The sequence below is a fragment of the Streptomyces sp. CRN 30 genome, assembly GCF_034105845.1.
Window position 1 is genome coordinate 1 of the sequence record NZ_JAVRHI010000306.1, and the last position, 16469, is coordinate 16469.

17 protein-coding genes are annotated in these 16469 nt (G+C 71.8%); 7 read left to right on the top strand and 10 right to left on the bottom strand.

Annotated elements, in window-relative coordinates; translation table 11 throughout:
- Positions 1–53 precede the first annotated feature (53 nt).
- On the top strand, positions 54–905 hold the full coding sequence (locus UW392_RS33480) for an ABC transporter permease subunit (RefSeq protein ID WP_320778953.1): 852 nt from the start codon (positions 54–56) through the stop codon (positions 903–905).
- A 16-nt stretch (positions 906–921) separates the two neighbouring features.
- On the opposite strand, the gene UW392_RS33485 is transcribed toward UW392_RS33480, so the two are convergent.
- Positions 922–1254 carry an ATP/GTP-binding protein gene (locus tag UW392_RS33485; protein ID WP_320778954.1) on the bottom strand — a complete coding sequence of 111 codons (333 nt, stop codon included), beginning with the start codon at positions 1252–1254 and terminating at the stop codon, positions 922–924.
- A 219-nt stretch (positions 1255–1473) separates the two neighbouring features.
- Here UW392_RS33485 and UW392_RS33490 point away from each other — a divergent pair, with 219 nt between their 5' ends.
- A complete protein-coding gene (locus UW392_RS33490) occupies positions 1474–2535 on the top strand; it encodes an LLM class flavin-dependent oxidoreductase (protein ID WP_320778955.1) in 1062 nt (353 codons plus the stop codon).
- Between the two features lie 179 nt (positions 2536–2714).
- Here UW392_RS33490 and UW392_RS33495 read toward each other — a convergent pair whose 3' ends face one another.
- Positions 2715–3107 (bottom strand): SCO5389 family protein, encoded by a 393-nt coding sequence (locus tag UW392_RS33495; protein ID WP_320778956.1) that lies wholly within the window; start codon positions 3105–3107, stop codon positions 2715–2717.
- A 308-nt stretch (positions 3108–3415) separates the two neighbouring features.
- Here UW392_RS33495 and nucS point away from each other — a divergent pair, with 308 nt between their 5' ends.
- Entirely contained in the window at positions 3416–4087 is a 672-nt protein-coding gene (gene nucS / locus UW392_RS33500) for an endonuclease NucS (protein ID WP_320778957.1), read from the top strand.
- A 101-nt stretch (positions 4088–4188) separates the two neighbouring features.
- On the opposite strand, the gene UW392_RS33505 is transcribed toward nucS, so the two are convergent.
- The 3 genes from UW392_RS33505 to UW392_RS33515 all read right to left on the bottom strand — a co-directional run bounded on the left by UW392_RS33505 (position 4189) and on the right by UW392_RS33515 (position 8460).
- On the bottom strand, positions 4189–6861 hold the full coding sequence (locus UW392_RS33505) for an ATP-binding protein (protein ID WP_320778958.1): 2673 nt from the start codon (positions 6859–6861) through the stop codon (positions 4189–4191).
- Between the two features lie 249 nt (positions 6862–7110).
- Positions 7111–7434 carry an STAS domain-containing protein gene (locus tag UW392_RS33510; protein WP_320778959.1) on the bottom strand — a complete coding sequence of 108 codons (324 nt, stop codon included), beginning with the start codon at positions 7432–7434 and terminating at the stop codon, positions 7111–7113.
- Positions 7435–7611: 177 nt separating this feature from the next.
- Positions 7612–8460: a 3-hydroxyacyl-CoA dehydrogenase family protein gene (locus UW392_RS33515; RefSeq protein ID WP_320778960.1), complete on the bottom strand. Its 849-nt coding sequence runs from the start codon at positions 8458–8460 to the stop codon at positions 7612–7614.
- 356 nt (positions 8461–8816) lie between these two features.
- Between UW392_RS33515 and UW392_RS33520 the strand changes: the two genes are divergently transcribed.
- The gene (locus UW392_RS33520; RefSeq protein WP_320778961.1) at positions 8817–9389 is read left to right on the top strand and encodes a cob(I)yrinic acid a,c-diamide adenosyltransferase; all 573 of its coding nucleotides are present in this window, start codon (positions 8817–8819) and stop codon (positions 9387–9389) included.
- A 6-nt stretch (positions 9390–9395) separates the two neighbouring features.
- Here UW392_RS33520 and UW392_RS33525 read toward each other — a convergent pair whose 3' ends face one another.
- Entirely contained in the window at positions 9396–9593 is a 198-nt protein-coding gene (locus tag UW392_RS33525; protein ID WP_320778962.1) for a DUF5708 family protein, read from the bottom strand.
- Positions 9590–10171, bottom strand: a complete 582-nt coding sequence (locus tag UW392_RS33530) for a hypothetical protein (protein WP_320778963.1) — start codon at positions 10169–10171, stop codon at positions 9590–9592. The genes UW392_RS33525 and UW392_RS33530 overlap by 4 nt, the downstream gene beginning before the upstream one ends.
- Before the next feature lie 152 nt (positions 10172–10323).
- On the opposite strand from UW392_RS33530, the gene UW392_RS33535 reads away from it, so the two are divergent.
- From UW392_RS33535 to UW392_RS33545, 3 genes are all read left to right on the top strand, one after another.
- The gene (locus UW392_RS33535; protein WP_320778964.1) at positions 10324–11535 is read left to right on the top strand and encodes a sensor histidine kinase; all 1212 of its coding nucleotides are present in this window, start codon (positions 10324–10326) and stop codon (positions 11533–11535) included.
- Positions 11532–12173, top strand: a complete 642-nt coding sequence (locus UW392_RS33540) for a response regulator transcription factor (RefSeq protein ID WP_320778965.1) — start codon at positions 11532–11534, stop codon at positions 12171–12173. The genes UW392_RS33535 and UW392_RS33540 overlap by 4 nt, the downstream gene beginning before the upstream one ends.
- A gap of 132 nt (positions 12174–12305) precedes the next feature.
- A complete protein-coding gene (locus tag UW392_RS33545) occupies positions 12306–14132 on the top strand; it encodes a glycoside hydrolase family 18 chitinase (protein ID WP_320778966.1) in 1827 nt (608 codons plus the stop codon).
- Between the two features lie 100 nt (positions 14133–14232).
- Here UW392_RS33545 and UW392_RS33550 read toward each other — a convergent pair whose 3' ends face one another.
- From UW392_RS33550 to atpD, 3 genes are all read right to left on the bottom strand, one after another.
- On the bottom strand, positions 14233–14688 hold the full coding sequence (locus UW392_RS33550) for a DUF2550 domain-containing protein (RefSeq protein WP_320778967.1): 456 nt from the start codon (positions 14686–14688) through the stop codon (positions 14233–14235).
- A gap of 161 nt (positions 14689–14849) precedes the next feature.
- Positions 14850–15224 carry a F0F1 ATP synthase subunit epsilon gene (locus UW392_RS33555; RefSeq protein WP_320778968.1) on the bottom strand — a complete coding sequence of 125 codons (375 nt, stop codon included), beginning with the start codon at positions 15222–15224 and terminating at the stop codon, positions 14850–14852.
- Between the two features lie 230 nt (positions 15225–15454).
- The coding region (gene atpD / locus UW392_RS33560; protein ID WP_320778969.1) for a F0F1 ATP synthase subunit beta at positions 15455–16469 on the bottom strand (1015 nt) is incomplete at its 5' end.

Consider the following 16469-nt stretch of genomic DNA (forward strand, 5'->3'; position numbering starts at 1 on the left):
GAGCCCGCGCCCGCGCCCGCGCCCGCCGACCTGACCAAGCCCGAGGACGCCCGATGAGCACGCCCCAGCCCCCGGCGCCGCAGCAGCACGCGCCCCAGCAACCCGCGCCACACCGGCAGGCGGCGCCCGGTCCGTCGTACACCTCGCCCATCCCCGTCGTGCGCACCCACCTGGGGCACGCGCTCGCCTCCGAGTGGACGAAGATCCGTTCGGTCCGCTCGACGATGTGGACGCTCGGCATCTTCCTGGCGCTGGTGATCGGCATCGGGCTGCTGGTCGCCGTGCAGACGAGCGACGTCGACTACCGCGACGTCCCGTACACCCTCTCCGCCTTCTTCGGACTGCTCCTCGCGCAGATCTGCCTGATCACGCTGGGCGTGCTGGTGGTCTCCTCGGAGTACGGCACGGGGATGATCCGCACCACGTTCACGGCCTCACCGCAGCGGCACCGGGTGCTCGCCGCCAAGCTGATCATCTTCTTCGCGGTGGCGTTCGTCGTCTCGGCCCTCTCCATCGGCCTGGTCGGCCTCTTCACCGCGGGTCTGCACGACGAGCCGTCCAGCACCCCGTGGGTCGGTTCCGTCTTCATGGGCGCCCTGTACGTCTCGCTGCTCGGTGTCCTCGCCCTCGCGGTGGGCTCGATGCTGCGGCACTCGGCGGGCGCGATCACCACGATGCTCGGCCTGGTGCTGGTGCCCGCGATCCTGCCCGCGTTCCTGCTGTTCTCCGAGAGCCTGCGCCCGATCGCCGAGGCGGTGCTGGAGTACAACGCCATCAACTCGCTCGCCGCGGTCTTCGGCCTGAACAGCGGGAGCGGCGGCGGCAGCCAGCTCGCCGTGCTCGCCGTCATCACGGCCGCGGCGATCGCCGGCGCCTTCGCGCTGCTGGACCGCAGGGACGTGTGACAGCCGTGCGTCAGAGCTAGAAACGCGGCGCGTTACGGGACCGCTGCACCTGCGAGGTGCGGCGGTCCCGCGCGTTCCAGCAGGCCTTGTGCCAGTGGCGGCGGTCGTCGACGCCGGCGTGCTCGGGCCAGGCGACCACGTGCGGCACCCCGGAGGCGATCATCTGGTCGCAGCCGGGGCAGCGGTACGTCTTGCCCACGGCGCTCGCGCCCGCGACGTGCCGCACGCTCCAGCCCTCGCCCCGCCAGTCCTCGGTGGACTGCCAGCCGCCGTAACGGTCGCCCCGGTCCTCGTCGGCGCTCCGGCCGGACGAGCCGGCACCCTTGGGTCGGTTGCGACGCGGGGACACGGGACACCTCACGGGTCGGCACGGGAAGCACGGATGGCGTCCAGCCTACGCGGGCCGCGTGAGGGCGGGCCCGCCCCTCGAACCGGCACGTATCCCCCTCCGGCGGAGGCATTCGCCGGACAATCCGCAAATCGCGTCGTCGGCCGTGTCTCAGGCACGTGTCAGGCGGTTATGCCAGTGGGGGAGCTCCGCGTCGGAGCCGAGAAAGCAGGAAGTGCCATGCGTGTTGGAAGTTTTGTACTGGCTGCCCAGTTCCCGGGCCAGGGGCAGGGGGAGGCCCTGCACCGTGCCGTGCGGACGGCGGAGGCGGCCGAGGAGGCGGGGCTGGACTCGGTGTGGCTGGCCGAGCACCACTTCGTCCCCTACGGGACCTGCCCGTCGGCGATCACCCTCGCCGCGTTACTGCTCGGACGCACCCGGCGGATCCGGGTCGGCACGGCGGTCAGTGTCCTCCCCACCGTCCATCCGGTGGCCCTCGGCGAGCAGGCCGCGCTGCTGCACGTGACGTCGGGCGGCCGGTTCTCGCTGGGCGTGGGCCGCGGCGGACCGTGGGTGGACCTGGAGGTGTTCGGCGCGGGCGTCGAGGCGTACGAGACGGGGTTCCCCGAATCACTCGATCTGCTGGTGCGCTGGCTGCGCGAACCGTCGGTCGGCGCCTCGGGGGAACGGTTCTCCTTCCGTGAGGTCCCGGTGGTTCCCAGACCCGCGGACGCCTTCGAGGGCTCCTCGGGTCCCGAGGTCGTCGTCGCCTGCACCTCCCCGGCGAGCGTCCGGCTCGCGGCCGAGCGCGGGCTGCCCATGCTGCTCGGCATGCACATCGGGGACGAGGAGAAGGCGGAGATGGTCGCGCTGTGGCGGCGGCACGCACGCGCGGCGGGCCATGACCCGGACGAGATCGCCCTCGCCGACCACGTGTCGGCCGGGGTCTGCCAGATCGCGGACCGGCGGACGGACGCGGTCGAGACCCTCGTCAAGGCGATGCCCGGCTGGCTGAGGCAGGGGCTGGGCGCCCATGTGACGGTGGACGGCCGCGCCCGCGCGATGCGGGACCCGAGGGCGTACACCGAACTGCTCTGCGCGCTGCACCCGGTGGGAACGCCCCGGTTGTGCGCCGACCGGCTGGCCGCGACCGCCGAACGGACGGGCATCTCGCGCTTCGCCCTGCTCGTCGAGGGCTCGGGCGACCTCGCGGCCACCGAGGAGAACGTACGGCGGATCGGCGCCGAGGTGCTCCCCCGGCTGAGCGGCCGGGCCGTGGCCCGACCGCCCGCGTGCGGCTGAGGGCCTGTGCCCCGAGCCGCTGACTGTGCGAGGGTCCCGGACCGGCACGTGACCGGTGCCGCCGGTACGGCCGGGCCGTGGACCCGTGCCGCGGTGCGAGGACCGCGGCCGGCGGGGGCTTGCCACCCCAGTACCTGGACACCTCCCGCAGGACGGCAAGCCGTGCGCCGAGGGCTGCCTCAGCAGTCCCGGAACTCCGGTGACTGGTTGAGCAGCTGACTGCGGACCGAGGTGAAGCGCGCCAGCGTGTCGTCCACCGCGGAGTCCAGTGGGAAGACGGCCACCCGGTGGCAGTTCTGGAAGGCCAGCCGCACACCGAAGTGCCGCTGCAGCGCGCCGCGTATCGCGTCACTCGCGAGCACACGCAGCAGCTGGCCGCGTGCCTGCTCGTTCGGCGGGGGCGTCTGGTTGTCGGCGAAGTCGCCGCCGTCAACGTTCAGCTGGGCCACCAGAGAGCTGATCATCTCCCATGCATAGGGCAGGGAGGTCCGGACGCAGTCGACGAAAGCGGCTTCGTCGACCTCGCCTCGCTCGGCCTGTTCGAGTAGGGCCGGTGAGACGTCGAGCGACATGGGTTCTCCTCTCGAACCCCCGCGGAGCGGGGGCTGACGGACAGGTCGGGAGCCCGCGACGTGACCACTCTGTGTGCATGCACCGCGACCTCCTGTTTCCACCGTAGGCACCGCAGGGGGAGCGCACCAGGAGGAAGGCGCTCCGATAGTCACAATCAGCCATTAATGATCAGAGTTGCCTACGGCACGTGACAATTGGCAGCGCACGCGGGGTGCGGAACGGCGCCCGCCGGCCCGGTGGGCGCTCACGACCACGATGAGGTGGGCGAATCGCGTCCGCGGACAGGTGTCGAGTAGCGTTTCCGACCATGCGTCTCGTCATTGCCCGGTGTTCCGTCGACTACGCCGGCCGGCTCACCGCCCATCTGCCCTCGGCCCCCCGTCTGATCCTGGTGAAGGCGGACGGCAGCGTCTCGATCCACGCGGACGACCGGGCCTACAAGCCCCTGAACTGGATGTCGCCGCCCTGCACCCTGAAGGAGGGCGCCGGGGACGAGGAAGGCGTCTGGACGGTCGTGAACAAGGCGGGCGAGAAGCTCATCATCACGATGGAGGAGGTCCTGCACGACTCCTCGCACGAGCTCGGCGTCGACCCCGGTCTGATCAAGGACGGGGTGGAGGCCCATCTGCAGGAACTGCTGGCCGACCGCATCGAGACCCTCGGTGAGGGTTACACGCTCATCCGCCGCGAGTACATGACGGCCATCGGTCCCGTCGACATCCTGTGCCGCGACGCGGAGGGCCGGACGGTCGCCGTCGAGATCAAGCGGCGCGGCGAGATCGACGGCGTCGAACAGCTCACCCGTTACCTCGAGTTGCTGAACCGCGACCCCCATCTCGCCCCGGTCCGCGGCGTCTTCGCGGCCCAGGAGATCAAGCCCCAGGCGCGGGTCCTCGCCACCGACCGCGGCATCGGGTGCCAGGTCCTGGACTACAACGCGCTGCGGGGCATCGAGGACGACAAACTTCGCTTGTTCTGAGCGGTGCGCTTACGTCCGAGGGCCGGGTCCGTGATATCGGGACCCGGCCCTCTGGTTCACCCCCGTCGCTCCGCTACGGCGGGACCCCGTGCGTACACCGGTCAGGTGTTCACCGTGTCGCCCGCCGGGTCGCCGTCGCCACTCTGCGGGGCACTCGCCGAGCCATCCGTGGCCGTGGGTTCACCGATGGTGGGACCACCGGCCGAGGTACTGCTCTGCGGGGGCGGGGGCGGGTCCTCCGGCTGCGTCTCCTCCGGGCTCGACGGCTGGGTCGGCGTCGACGGTTCCGGCGGGGTGTCGGTGCCCGGATCCGGGTCCGGGTCCGGGTCCGGATCGGGGTCGGTGTCCGACGGGGACGGTGGCTTCGGGGACGTGGACGGGTCCTTCGTGGTGGGCGCCGTCTTCGTCGGGGACCCGCCGGTGTCGTCGTCGCCCGGCTCCCCCGTACCGCTCGACTCGTCCGACGGGGCGGCGCTGCGCGTCGGTGCCGGATCGTCCGAGGTGCCGTACGTGCCGTCGGGGCCGGGGTCCGTGGGCACGCTCACGCTGCCCGTGCCCGTACCCGCGCCGCCGTCCTTCTTCGGACGGTCCGCGCTCAGACTGTCGTCGTCATAGCCAGGGCTGGCCGACGGATCGACCCCGACCCGCTCGGCGGGGGTGTTCTCGCCGCCGTCGGAGGTGGCGCCCAGCGTGACGACGGTGCCGAGCACGGCGGCGAGCAGCGCGCCCGCGCCCGCCGCCACCAGGTTGCGCCGGGCACCGCTGACCAGACGGCCGCCGAGCCCGCCCTTGGGGGCGGAGGCGGCGCGGTGCACGACCACCGTCGAGGTGTCGCCCTCGGGCCGGACCGGCGGGTACGCCGCGCCGAAGCCGGCCGGGACACCCGGGGGCGGCGACGCCGACTCCTCGTGCCGGGCGTCCGGCACCTCCTCCCCCGCCGCCGTGCGCCCACCGGGCGGGGTCTCCCCGGAGCGGTCGGCGACCAGGGCGAGGGCGCGGCGGCCGGCGACCGTGCCGCGCCGGTCGGCGAGGGCGCCACGCAGTCCGATGGACGTCTCCAGCTCGGCCCGGGCCCGGTCCAGCTGCCCGGTCACCAGCGCCAGGACGCCCAGCTCGTGGTGGAAGTAGGCCTGCTCGGTCACCTCTCCGGCGAGCCGGGAGGCCTCGGCGCCGTACCGCAGCGCCCGCTCCCAGGCGCCCCAGTCCAGTCCGGCGGCGAACGCGGGCGCGGCCTGCCGGGCCAGCCGTACGGCGGCGCTCTCCTCGTCCTCCTCGGCGGCCCGGGCTGAGGGTCCCCCCTTGTCGGGCGAAGCCGAGGGCGCGGCCGAGTCCTTGGGGGACGTGAGGGGCACCAGCACCGCGAGTGCGGCCAGCACGGCGTCCGCCTCCGCCGTGACCCGCTCGGGCGTGACCGAGGGGTGCCCGGCCCACCAGGAGTAGTGCCGGGCGACGGTGACGGCGCGGTCCTCGGCGCCGTCGGCGTATCCGGCGGCCTCCAGTTGCTCCCGCACTCCGGACGCGAGCCGGTGGCGGGCGCCGACCGGGGTGAGCAGCGCGCTGTGCACGAGTTCGGCGAGGGCCGCGTCCGCGTGGGTGTCCCCCACCAGCGCGGGCAGGTGCGCCTGGTGCGGCACCTCACCGCCGAGGGCGACCGCGAGCCTCAGCGTCTCGCGCGCCGACTCGCTCAGCCGGGACGCCAGCAGCGCGGCGGGCGCGGCCCCCTCGGCGAGCGACGGCAGGGGGACGTCGGCGCCGTCACCGGGGGCGCCGGAGGGAACCGAGCCGTCCCGCTCGGACGCCGACGGGGACCGGGAGTCCGGCGCCTCCTCGAAGACGCCGAGGTCGTCGAAGGCGTCCGCGGCGGCGAGCATCCGGTCCCGCTGCCGCAGCAGCGCCCCGGCCTGCATGAACCGCAGCGGCAGCCCCTCGGACTCGAACCAGAGGTCGCCCGCCCAGGTGCGCTCGTCCTCGGTGAGCACCCGGCCGACGGCGCGCTCGAGAAGCTGCGCACCGCCCTCGCGGTCGAGTCCGCCGAGGGACACCTCCTCCAGGAGGGCGTCGGCGGACGGCGCGGGCACGTCGGGCGTGGCGGCGATCAGGAAGGCGCACTCGGGGGTCGCGTCGAGCAGTTCGTCGAGCGCACCACCGCCGAACTCCACGTCGTCCAGGACGACGACCGCGCCGATCTCGCGGACCTGACCGAGGAGTTCGTCGGGACCGGGCCGGTGCAGCGGCGCCGCGTGGACGGCGGCGAAGAGGTCGTACAGCAGGTCCGCGGGGGCGCGCCGGTGACCGGAGAGGCGGACGACGCCGTCAGGGGCGAGGTCCGCGCAGTCCTCGGCAACCAGGTCGAGCAGCGCGGTGCGGCCGGAGCCCGAGGGGCCGGTGAGCCGGACGGAGCGGCCGCGGGCGAGGGACCGTACGAGCCGCTCGCGCACCTCGTGGCGCTGCAGGAGCGACGGCCTGGGGCGGGCGGGACCCGTCGGAGCGGGCGGCCGGGCGGCGCGGGCGGCCTCGGCGCGCTCGGCGGCCGGGCGCTTCCCGGGCCGGCCGGGGCGCTCACCGGGTGGGCAGTTCTCGATCTCGCTGCCGTCGACCGGGTTCACGGTGAGCAGGAAGTCGCCCGCGACCACCTGGACGGTGCGGGCGAGCGCGGGCGCGTGCTGGCCGAAGTCGGGTGTCAGGGTCTCGCGCGGCGGGCGCGGGCGGGGCGCCCGGCCGTCCGTGCCGTCGTCGTGGCCGTTCTCGTCGGGTCCCGGGTTCGTCGGGTCCATCGGTTCTCGCCCCCCAAAAGCGTCGTGTGCCTCTGCAGCCCCTCCCGGCCGTGCCGCACACCCCGCTGTCGCTTCTGGTCCGGTGCCCACACGAGGGATTTCTGGCGGCGGGCAGCCGCACACTAAACCTTGTGTCAGTATCCCTGACCAGCCGGGGTACCGCGCCGCCCGAGACGTCACAGTCTCATGAGGATTGCGCGTGTGGTGTGCTTGCCTCCCGGGTCGTCCGGGTGTCCCGTGGCCGGGGGATCACACGCGGGGCAGCGACTCCACCCCGATGCCGCCCTCGATGGCCAGGATCCGGTGCAGCCGGGTCGCCACGAGCAGGCGCTGCATCTGTGGCGGTACGTCGCGCAGCACCAGCCGCCGTCCGCACCGCCCCGCCCGCCGGTGGACGCCCATGATGACGCCGAGTCCGGTGGCGTCCCAGGAGTCCAGCTTCGACAGGTCGAGCACCAGGTCGCCGGCTCCGTCGTCGACGGCCGAGTGCAGGACCGTACGGGCGTCCGCCGCGCTGCGGACGTCGAGGCGGCCCCCGACGACCAGCTCGGCGTGGTCGCCCCTGATGTACATATGCGCTCCCCGCGAGTGCGTGTCGGTGCGCCGGCCGTTCTCCGGTCACGCCGGTCGTTGTCCGGTGGTGCAACCTCTGACGGTGCAGGCGCCCCAGAGGTTGCCGTCCATGAGCGAACCGATAGCCAATTCACCGCAAGGTGTGAAACCGGAGGGGCTTAATCGGTTCACCCGCTGTCAGTACGTGTAAAAGCCCTGCCCGCTCTTGCGGCCGATGTCACCGGCGTCCACCATTCGGCGCATCAGTTCCGGCGGGGCGAACTTCTCGTCCTGCGACTCGGTGTAGATGTTGCCCGTGGCGTGCAGCAGGATGTCGACGCCGGTGAGGTCGGTCGTGGCGAGCGGACCCATGGCGTGACCGAAGCCCAGCTTGCAGGCGAGGTCGATGTCCTCGGCGCTGGCCACGCCCGACTCGTAGAGCTTCGCGGCCTCGACGACGAGGGCGGAGATGAGCCGGGTGGTGACGAAACCGGCGACGTCGCGGTTGACGACGATGCAGGTCTTGCCGACGGACTCGGCGAACTCCCGGGCGGTGGCGAGGGTTTCGTCGCTGGTCTTGTGACCGCGGACGAGCTCGCAGAGCTGCATCATCGGCACGGGCGAGAAGAAGTGCGTGCCGACGACGCGTCCGGGATTCTCCGTCACGGCCGCGATTTTGGTGATCGGGATGGCGGAGGTGTTGGAGGCGAGGACGGTGTCCGCGCGCACGATCCGGTCGAGCGTGCGGAAGATCTCGTGCTTGACCTCGAGCTGCTCGAAGACCGCCTCGACCACGACGTCCGCGTCGGCTGCGGCGTCCAGGTCGGTGGTGGGGGTGATGCGGGCCAGGGCGGCCTCGGCGTCGCCGGCCTCCAGCCTGCCCTTGCTCACGAACTTGTCGAACGAGGCCTTGATGCCGTCGGTGCCGCGCGTGAGGGCCTCGTCGGTGACATCGCGCAGGACGACCTCCCAGCCCGCCTGGGCGGAGACCTGGGCGATGCCGGACCCCATGAGTCCGGCTCCGACGACGGCGAGCTTCCGTGCCACTTTCGACTCCCCTTTGAACGACTGCACGACGCGCTTGCACGCTGGTTCCGTGGGTGTCCCCCCGTACGGGCGGCGCCGGGCGGTCGGGGGGCCTCCTGGCGGACACTAGCGCTCGTGAAGGGCCTTGTGACCGGTAAGTAACGCGCGTCACGTCTCAGATGACGGACATCACACCGCCGAGCGCCGTCCGGCGCCCCGGACGGCGCAGTCGGGCGTCCCCCGGCCCGTGAGCCCCGTCATCTCGTCGCGCGCCAGTGGCATCTGACGGCCCGTCCCGGCGCCGTCGGCCGTGCGGTGCCCGTCGGCGCGCGCCCCCGCCGCCTTCCGTACCGCGGGGGCGCGCCTACGCTGGGCGCATGGTCAATCTGACGCGCATCTACACGAGGACCGGGGACCAGGGCACCACGAACCTGGGTGACATGAGCCGGGTGCCCAAGACCGATCTGCGGATCGCCGCGTACGCCGACGCCAACGAGGCCAACGCGGTCATCGGCACGGCGGTGGCGCTCGGCGGACTGAGCGACGCACTCGTGAAGGTCCTCACCCGGGTGCAGAACGACCTGTTCGACGTCGGGGCCGATCTGTCGACGCCCGTCGTCGAGGAGCCCGAGTTCCCGCCGCTGCGCGTCGAGCAGTCCTACGTCGACAAGCTGGAGGCGGACTGCGACCGCTTCCTGGAGGACCTGGAGAAGCTGCGCTCCTTCATCCTGCCCGGCGGCACCGCCGGCGCGGCCCTGCTGCACCAGGCGTGCACGGTCGTCCGGCGGGCGGAGCGGTCGACGTGGGCGGCGCTGGAGGTGCACGGGGAGACCATGAACGCCCTGACCGCCACCTACCTCAACCGGCTGTCCGACCTGCTGTTCATCCTCGCGCGCACGGCCAACAAGGAGATCGGTGACGTGTTGTGGGTGCCGGGCGGGGAGCGCTGAGGCGCGCTACCGGCGCGCGTCCGACGTCCGCGCCGACTGGTAGAGCCCCGTCGCGAGGAGCACCGCACCGACGCACATCAGCACCACGCCCACCTTCGTCAGCGTGACCACCGGGACCTGCACGTCCCCGGTGAACAGCCACAGGGCCAGACCGATGACGGAGGTGCCCCCTCCGTCCAGCAGGTTCTTCCTCGCGGGGCTCATCGGTGCGCGTTCTCCTCCCGGAGCACGGTCTGCTCCCCCTGCTGTTCCGGCGCCTTCTTGGGGAAGACGAAGTAGGCGAGGGCGAACAGTCCGTGGAAGAAGACGATGCGCCAGGCCCCGGACATCCAGGCCGCCAGGGACGTCGTACGGCCCGGGTCGCCGACGTACCACATCGCGGCCAGCAGCAGAGCCGTCGCGGTGACCGCCCCGATGAGCGTGCCCAGCCAGACCCTGCCCTCGTACCGGGCCCGCGCCATGCCGTAGCGGGGCGGGCCGGCGGGCTTCGGGGCGCCTGCGAGGCGGTGGGCGGCGTGGCCGTCCAGCCACCTCACCGTGCGGTGGCCGTGACCGGCGGTGTAGCCGATGTAGAGCGCGGCCAGACCGTGCGACCAGTTCGGCTCGGCACCGTTCCTCAGGTCGATCGCCGTCGCGGCCAGCAGCACGACCTCCAGCAGCGGCTCGCACAGCAGCAGGGCCAGGCCCAGGCGCTCCCGCTTCAGCAGGTAGCGCGCGGCCAGGCCCGCGGCCAGCAGCACCCAGAAGCCGACCTCGCAGACGATGATCAGCGTGACGATCACGGTTCGCTCCTCTCGTTCACCCTTCAAGGCTCCCGCCCGGGGGCGCTGGGATCGTCGTCGTCGGTGACGAAACCGCCGTACATCGAAAGATGCAGTCCCGGACCCTCCCCCGGGATCAGGCGGAGGGCGGCCGCGCCGTGTTGGATGGAGCCATGGCCGTCACGCTCCCCCGCCCGCACCGCCTCGACGTGGGCATCGCGGTGGGTAGCCTGCTCGGCGGGCTCCTGCTGCTGGGCATCGGCCTGGGCATGCGGCCGAGGGAGAACCCGATCGTGCTGTGGCCGGGCCCCTGGCCCGTCCTCGTGCCGATGGTCGTGCTGGCCGGCTGCGAGCTGCTGCGCCGGATCGCCCCGCGCACGGCGCTGCTGACCGGCACCGCCGCGCTGACCGCGGACACGCTCACGCAGGGCAGCATCGCCTCGCTCGTGATGTTCACCGACGTCGTCTACGCGGCCGTCCTGTACGGCACACCGGCTTCGGCCCGCCGCATCCCGTGGATCAGCGCGCTGGTCACGATGGTCGTGACGGTGGGGTCGTTCGCGGCGTTGCGGGAGCCCGAGGCGCTGCTGCTCGGCTTCATGGTCGGCGTCGTGGCCTTCGCCCCCGCGTCCACCGGCCTCATCGTGCGCAACCACCGCGACGCGGCCGAGGCCGCCCGGCTGCGCGCCCAGCAGACCGCCCTGCTCGCCGAGATGGACCGTACCCAGGCCGTCACCGCCGAGCGCTCCCGGATGGCCCGCGAGCTGCACGACCTGGTCGCCAACCACCTGTCCGCGATCGCCATCCACTCGACGGCGGCCCTGTCCCTCGACGAACCGGAGACCACCCGGCAGGCCCTCGGCGTGATCCGGGAGAACAGCGTCGAGGGACTCGCGGAGATGCGCCGCCTCATCGGCATCCTGCGGGACGACAGCGGCGACTCGGAGCCCGCCGCCTCGCCCACACTGGACGGACTCGACGCGCTCGTCGAGGGGGCCCGTACCAACGGCCTCGACGTCACCCTGGACGCCTCCCCCGGCGACCGGCTGCCCACCCCGGTGGAGCTGGCCGCGTACCGCATCGTGCAGGAGTCCCTCACCAACGCCCTCAAGCACGCCTGCCCGGGGCGGGTCACGGTGACCCTGGCGCGGCGCGACGACCGCCTCGAGCTCACGGTGATCAGCCCGTACGGCGACCGTGACGGCCCCCGCGCCCCCGGCTCCGGCGCCGGTCTCGTCGGCATGCGGGAGCGGACCGCCCTGCTGGGCGGCACCTTCGAGGCCGGCCCCGAGAGCTTCCCCGGCGATCCCGGCGCGGCCGCGAAGGTCTGGACCGTCCGCGCGAGCCTGCCCACCACCCCGCACCCCCAGGGAGGACCCGCATGATCCGTGTGCTCGTCGCCGAGGACCAGTCCGCCGTACGCGCCGGACTCGTCCTCATCCTGCGCAGCGCGCCCGACATCGAGGTGGTCGGGGAGGCCGCCGACGGCGAGCAGGCGGTGGTCATGGCCCGTGAGCTGCGGCCGCACCTGGTGCTGATGGACATACAGATGCCGCGTCTGGACGGGGTGTCCGCCACCCGGCAGATCGTCGCCGAACACCTGGCCGACGTGCTGGTCCTGACCACCTTCGACCTCGACGAGTACGTCTTCGGGGCGCTGCGCGCGGGCGCCTCCGGCTTCCTGCTCAAGAACACGGACGCGAAGGACCTGATCGCGGCCGTACGGACGGTCGCGAGCGGGGAGGGCATGATCGCGCCGGCCGTCACCCGGCGGCTGATCTCCGAGTTCGCCGCGAAGCCGGTCCGGGAGCCCACCGCCGATCCGGCCGTACTGGACTGCCTCACCCGGCGCGAGCGGGAGGTGCTGTCCTGCCTCGGCGAGGGGCTGTCGAACGCCGGGATCGCGGTGCGGCTGGAGATGGCCGAGGCCACGGTCAAGACGCACGTCAGCCGACTGCTCGGCAAGCTGGAGCTGCGCAGCCGCGTCCAGGCAGCCGTGCTGGCCCAGGAGTTGGGGCTGTAGGCGAACCGACGGTAACGGCTTGCAGGGTAGTGGTCCAGACCTATTGACCCGTGGTACAGACCTTTCTATTCTCGCGGCACTGTGGGCATGAGGCTCAGTCATGCCCCGACACTCCCGATGAGGAGGCGCAGCATGCGCTTCAGACACAGAGTCGCGGCAGTCGTCGCGGCGCTGGCGCTCCCGCTGGCCGGTCTGGTCGGCCTCGCCGGTCCCGCCCACGCGGCCACCGAGGCGACGGCCACCTACGCGAAGAGCCAGGACTGGGGCTCCGGCTTCGAGGGCAAGTGGACCGTGAAGAACACCGGGACCACGAGCATCAGCTCCTGGACCCTCCAGTGGGACTTCCCCTCCGGTACGTCGGTCACCTCCGCCTGGGACGCCGACGTGACCAACTCCGGCACCCGCTGGACCGCGAAGAACAAGGCCTGGAACGGCACCCTCGCCCCCGGCGCCTCGGTCTCCTTCGGCTTCAACGGTTCCGGCACCGGTTCCCCCGCCAACTGTGCCCTCAACGGCGGCAGCTGTGACGGCGGGCCCTCCGTGCCCGGTGACAACCCGCCCTCCGCCCCCGGCACCCCCACCGCCTCGAACGTCACCGACACCTCGGTGCGGCTGTCCTGGTCCGCCGCCTCCGACGACAAGGGCGTGAAGAACTACGACGTCCTGCGCGGCGGCGCCAAGGTCGCCACCGTCACCTCCACCTCGTACACGGACACCGGTCTCAGCGCCGGCACCGACTACTCGTACACCGTGCAGGCCCGTGACACCGCCGACCAGACCGGCCCGGTGAGCGGCGCGGCCGCGGTGCGCACCACGGGAGGCGGGAACAACGAGCCCGGACCGGGCGGGAAGATCAACCTCGGCTACTTCACCGAGTGGGGCGTCTACGGCCGCAACTACCACGTCAAGAACCTGGTGACCTCGGGCTCCGCCTCGAAGATCACCCACATCAACTACGCGTTCGGCAACGTGAAGAACGGCCAGTGCACGGTCGACGACACCTTCGCCGCGTACGAGAAGGCCTACACCGCCGACCAGTCCGTCAGCGGCACCGCCGACACCTGGGACCAGCCGCTGCGCGGCAACTTCAACCAGCTCCGCCAGCTCAAGGCCAAGTACCCGCACATCAAGGTGCTGTACTCCTTCGGCGGCTGGACCTACTCCGGCGGCTTCGGGCAGGCCGCGCAGAACGCCGCCGCCTTCGCCAAGTCCTGCAAGGCCGTGGTCGAGGACCCGCGCTGGGCCGACGTCTTCGACGGCATCGACATGGACTGGGAGTACCCGAACGCCTGCGGTCTGACCTGCGACTCCTCCGGCCCCGCCGCCTTCCGCACCCTGATGCAGGCGCTGCGCGCGGAGTTCGGGCAGGACTACCTGGTCACCGCCGCCATCACCGCCGACGGCTCCTCCGGCGGCAAGCTCGACGCGGCCGACTACGGCGGCGCCGCCCAGTACCTCGACTGGTACAACGTGATGACGTACGACTACTTCGGCGCCTTCACGCCCACCGGCCCGACCGCCCCGCACTCCCCGCTGACCTCGTACAACGGCATCCCGGCCGCGGGCTTCAACTCCGCCGACGCGATCGCCAAGCTCAAGGCCAAGGGCGTCCCCGCCGCCAAGCTGCTGCTCGGCATCGGCTTCTACGGCCGCGGCTGGACCGGCGTCACCCAGTCCGCCCCGGGCGGCACGGCGACCGGCGCGGCCCCCGGCACCTACGAGCCGGGCATCGAGGACTACAAGGTGCTCAAGAACGCCTGCCCGGTCACCGGCACCATCGCGGGCACCGCGTACGCGCACTGCGGCAGCAACTGGTGGTCGTACGACACCCCCGCCACCATCGGCACCAAGATGAACTGGGCCAACGGCCAGGGCCTCGGCGGTGCCTTCTTCTGGGAGTTCAGCGGGGACACCGCGAACGGCGAACTGGTGAGCGCGATCGACGCCGGTCTGAACTGACCGGAACGATCAGCCCAATGGAGTAACCAGCAGAGTTACGCAACATTGACGCTCCCCCGGATCTTGTCCGGGGGGACCCCCACGCAGAGGGTGGACGTGGCTACGCCACATTCACCCTCTGCCCGGGCGGAGCAGCCTCCAGCCAAGCCAGGAACCCGGTCAGCGCGTCTTCGCTCATCGCCAGCTCCAGCCGGTTACCCCGGTGCACACAGGCGAGGATGACGGCGTCGGAGAGGAGCGCGAGCTCCTCCTCGCCCTCGGGCGTACGGCGCCCGGCCACCTCGATCGCCGAGCGCTCCAGGATGCGGCGCGGGCGGGGGGCGTAGCTGAAGACGCGGAACCATTCGATGCGGTCGCCGTTGTAGCGGGCGACGCCGTAGCTCCAGCCCTTGCCGTTCTCCTCGCCCTTCTCCGGGTCCCCGGGGAGGTCCCACCGCAGGCTGCAGTCGAAGGTGCCGCCGGAACGCTGGATGAGCCGGCGCCGCAGACCGAAGACGAAGAGTCCCACCACCACGAGCACGATGAGCAGCACGCACACAGTCAGAGCGAGGACCATCGACACCGACCTCCTCGTCTCCTAGGTAACGGAACGACAAAAACACCCACATCTGGCTCAGCCGCGGCGGGGTCCGGATCGCTCCGGTCCCCGCCGCGGCTGAGGCACAGCATCACAAGGCGCTCCCCCAGTACCTTAGGGCTCTGGGAAGCGCCCTCACATCAGCGCGCCGACACCGCACGCAGTCGGACGTCAGCGCGGCGCGCGGCGGAGGCGTCGGCCTCCGTCTTCGCCTGCGCGAGCGCCCGCTCCGCACGCTGGACGTCGATCTCGTCCGACAGCTCGGCGATCTCGGCCAGCAGGGACAGCTTGTTGTCCGCGAACGAGATGAAACCGCCGTGCACCGCGGCGACGACCGTCCCTCCCTCGCTCGTACGGATGGTCACCGGGCCCGACTCCAGCACGACGAGCAGCGGCTGGTGACCGGGCATGACGCCGATGTCGCCGGACGTGGTGCGCGCGACGACCAGGGTGGCCTTGCCGGACCAGACCTCTCGGTCGGCCGCGACCAGCGCGACGTGCAGCTCAGCGGCCAAGGTGGCTCCTCGGGTCACCACCCGGCGGTTCTGCCGGGTGTTGGGTCACAAGTCTAGTAGGGCGTCGCGCACCGCAGTGCCCGGGCCCACCCCGGCCTGTCCGGCCTGGGGAAATCGGGGATTGCCCCCGGTACATGCACCGGCCGGTGTGCCGAGGGGGACGGGGCGTACCTCGTGAGGTACGTTCCGTCCCCCTCGGACACTTCAGACGGTGCTCGGCAGCGCCGGCGTCAGGAGACGCCGAGCTCCTTCGCGTTCTTCTTCAGGTCCTCGATGCCACCGCACATGAAGAAGGCCTGCTCCGGGAAGTGGTCGTACTCGCCGTCGATGATCGCGTTGAAGGCCGTGATCGACTCGTCCAGCGGGACGTCCGACCCGTCGACGCCGGTGAACTGCTTGGCGACGTGGGTGTTCTGGGACAGGAAGCGCTCCACGCGACGGGCACGGTGGACGGTGAGCTTGTCCTCCTCGCCCAGCTCGTCGATACCGAGGATCGCGATGATGTCCTGGAGGTCCTTGTACTTCTGCAGGACGTTCTTCACGCGCATCGCGGTGTTGTAGTGGTCCGCCGCGATGTACCGCGGGTCGAGGATGCGGGACGTCGAGTCCAGCGGGTCCACGGCCGGGTAGATGCCCTTCTCCGAGATCGGACGGGAGAGCACCGTCGTCGCGTCGAGGTGGGCGAAGGTGGTGGCCGGGGCCGGGTCGGTCAGGTCGTCCGCGGGGACGTAGATCGCCTGCATCGAGGTGATCGAGTGACCGCGGGTCGAGGTGATGCGCTCCTGGAGGAGACCCATCTCGTCGGCCAGGTTCGGCTGGTAGCCCACCGCGGAGGGCATGCGGCCGAGCAGGGTCGACACCTCGGAACCGGCCTGGGTGAAGCGGAAGATGTTGTCGATGAAGAACAGCACGTCCTGCTTCTGCACATCCCGGAAGTACTCCGCCATGGTCAGACCGGCCAGGGCCACGCGCAGACGGGTGCCCGGGGGCTCGTCCATCTGGCCGAAGACCAGCGCGGTCTTGTCGATGACGCCCGACTCGCTCATCTCGTCGATGAGGTCGTTGCCCTCACGGGTGCGCTCACCGACACCGGCGAACACCGACACACCGTCGTGGTTGTTGGCGACGCGGTAGATCATCTCCTGGATGAGCACCGTCTTGCCGACGCCGGCGCCGCCGAACAGACCGATCTTGCCGCCCTTGACGTACGGGGTCAGCAGGTCGATGACCTTGACGCCGGTCTCG

Coding starts and splice junctions, on each gene's coding strand:
- UW392_RS33480 (WP_320778953.1), top strand. CDS start 54: ATGAGCACGCCCCAGCCCCCGGCGCCGCAGCAGCACGCGCCCCAGCAA.
- UW392_RS33490 (WP_320778955.1), top strand. CDS start 1,474: ATGCGTGTTGGAAGTTTTGTACTGGCTGCCCAGTTCCCGGGCCAGGGG.
- UW392_RS33495 (WP_320778956.1), bottom strand. CDS start 3,107: ATGTCGCTCGACGTCTCACCGGCCCTACTCGAACAGGCCGAGCGAGGC.
- nucS (WP_320778957.1), top strand. CDS start 3,416: ATGCGTCTCGTCATTGCCCGGTGTTCCGTCGACTACGCCGGCCGGCTC.
- UW392_RS33505 (WP_320778958.1), bottom strand. CDS start 6,861: ATGGACCCGACGAACCCGGGACCCGACGAGAACGGCCACGACGACGGC.
- UW392_RS33510 (WP_320778959.1), bottom strand. CDS start 7,434: ATGTACATCAGGGGCGACCACGCCGAGCTGGTCGTCGGGGGCCGCCTC.
- UW392_RS33520 (WP_320778961.1), top strand. CDS start 8,817: ATGGTCAATCTGACGCGCATCTACACGAGGACCGGGGACCAGGGCACC.
- UW392_RS33525 (WP_320778962.1), bottom strand. CDS start 9,593: ATGAGCCCCGCGAGGAAGAACCTGCTGGACGGAGGGGGCACCTCCGTC.
- UW392_RS33535 (WP_320778964.1), top strand. CDS start 10,324: ATGGCCGTCACGCTCCCCCGCCCGCACCGCCTCGACGTGGGCATCGCG.
- UW392_RS33540 (WP_320778965.1), top strand. CDS start 11,532: ATGATCCGTGTGCTCGTCGCCGAGGACCAGTCCGCCGTACGCGCCGGA.
- UW392_RS33545 (WP_320778966.1), top strand. CDS start 12,306: ATGCGCTTCAGACACAGAGTCGCGGCAGTCGTCGCGGCGCTGGCGCTC.
- UW392_RS33550 (WP_320778967.1), bottom strand. CDS start 14,688: ATGGTCCTCGCTCTGACTGTGTGCGTGCTGCTCATCGTGCTCGTGGTG.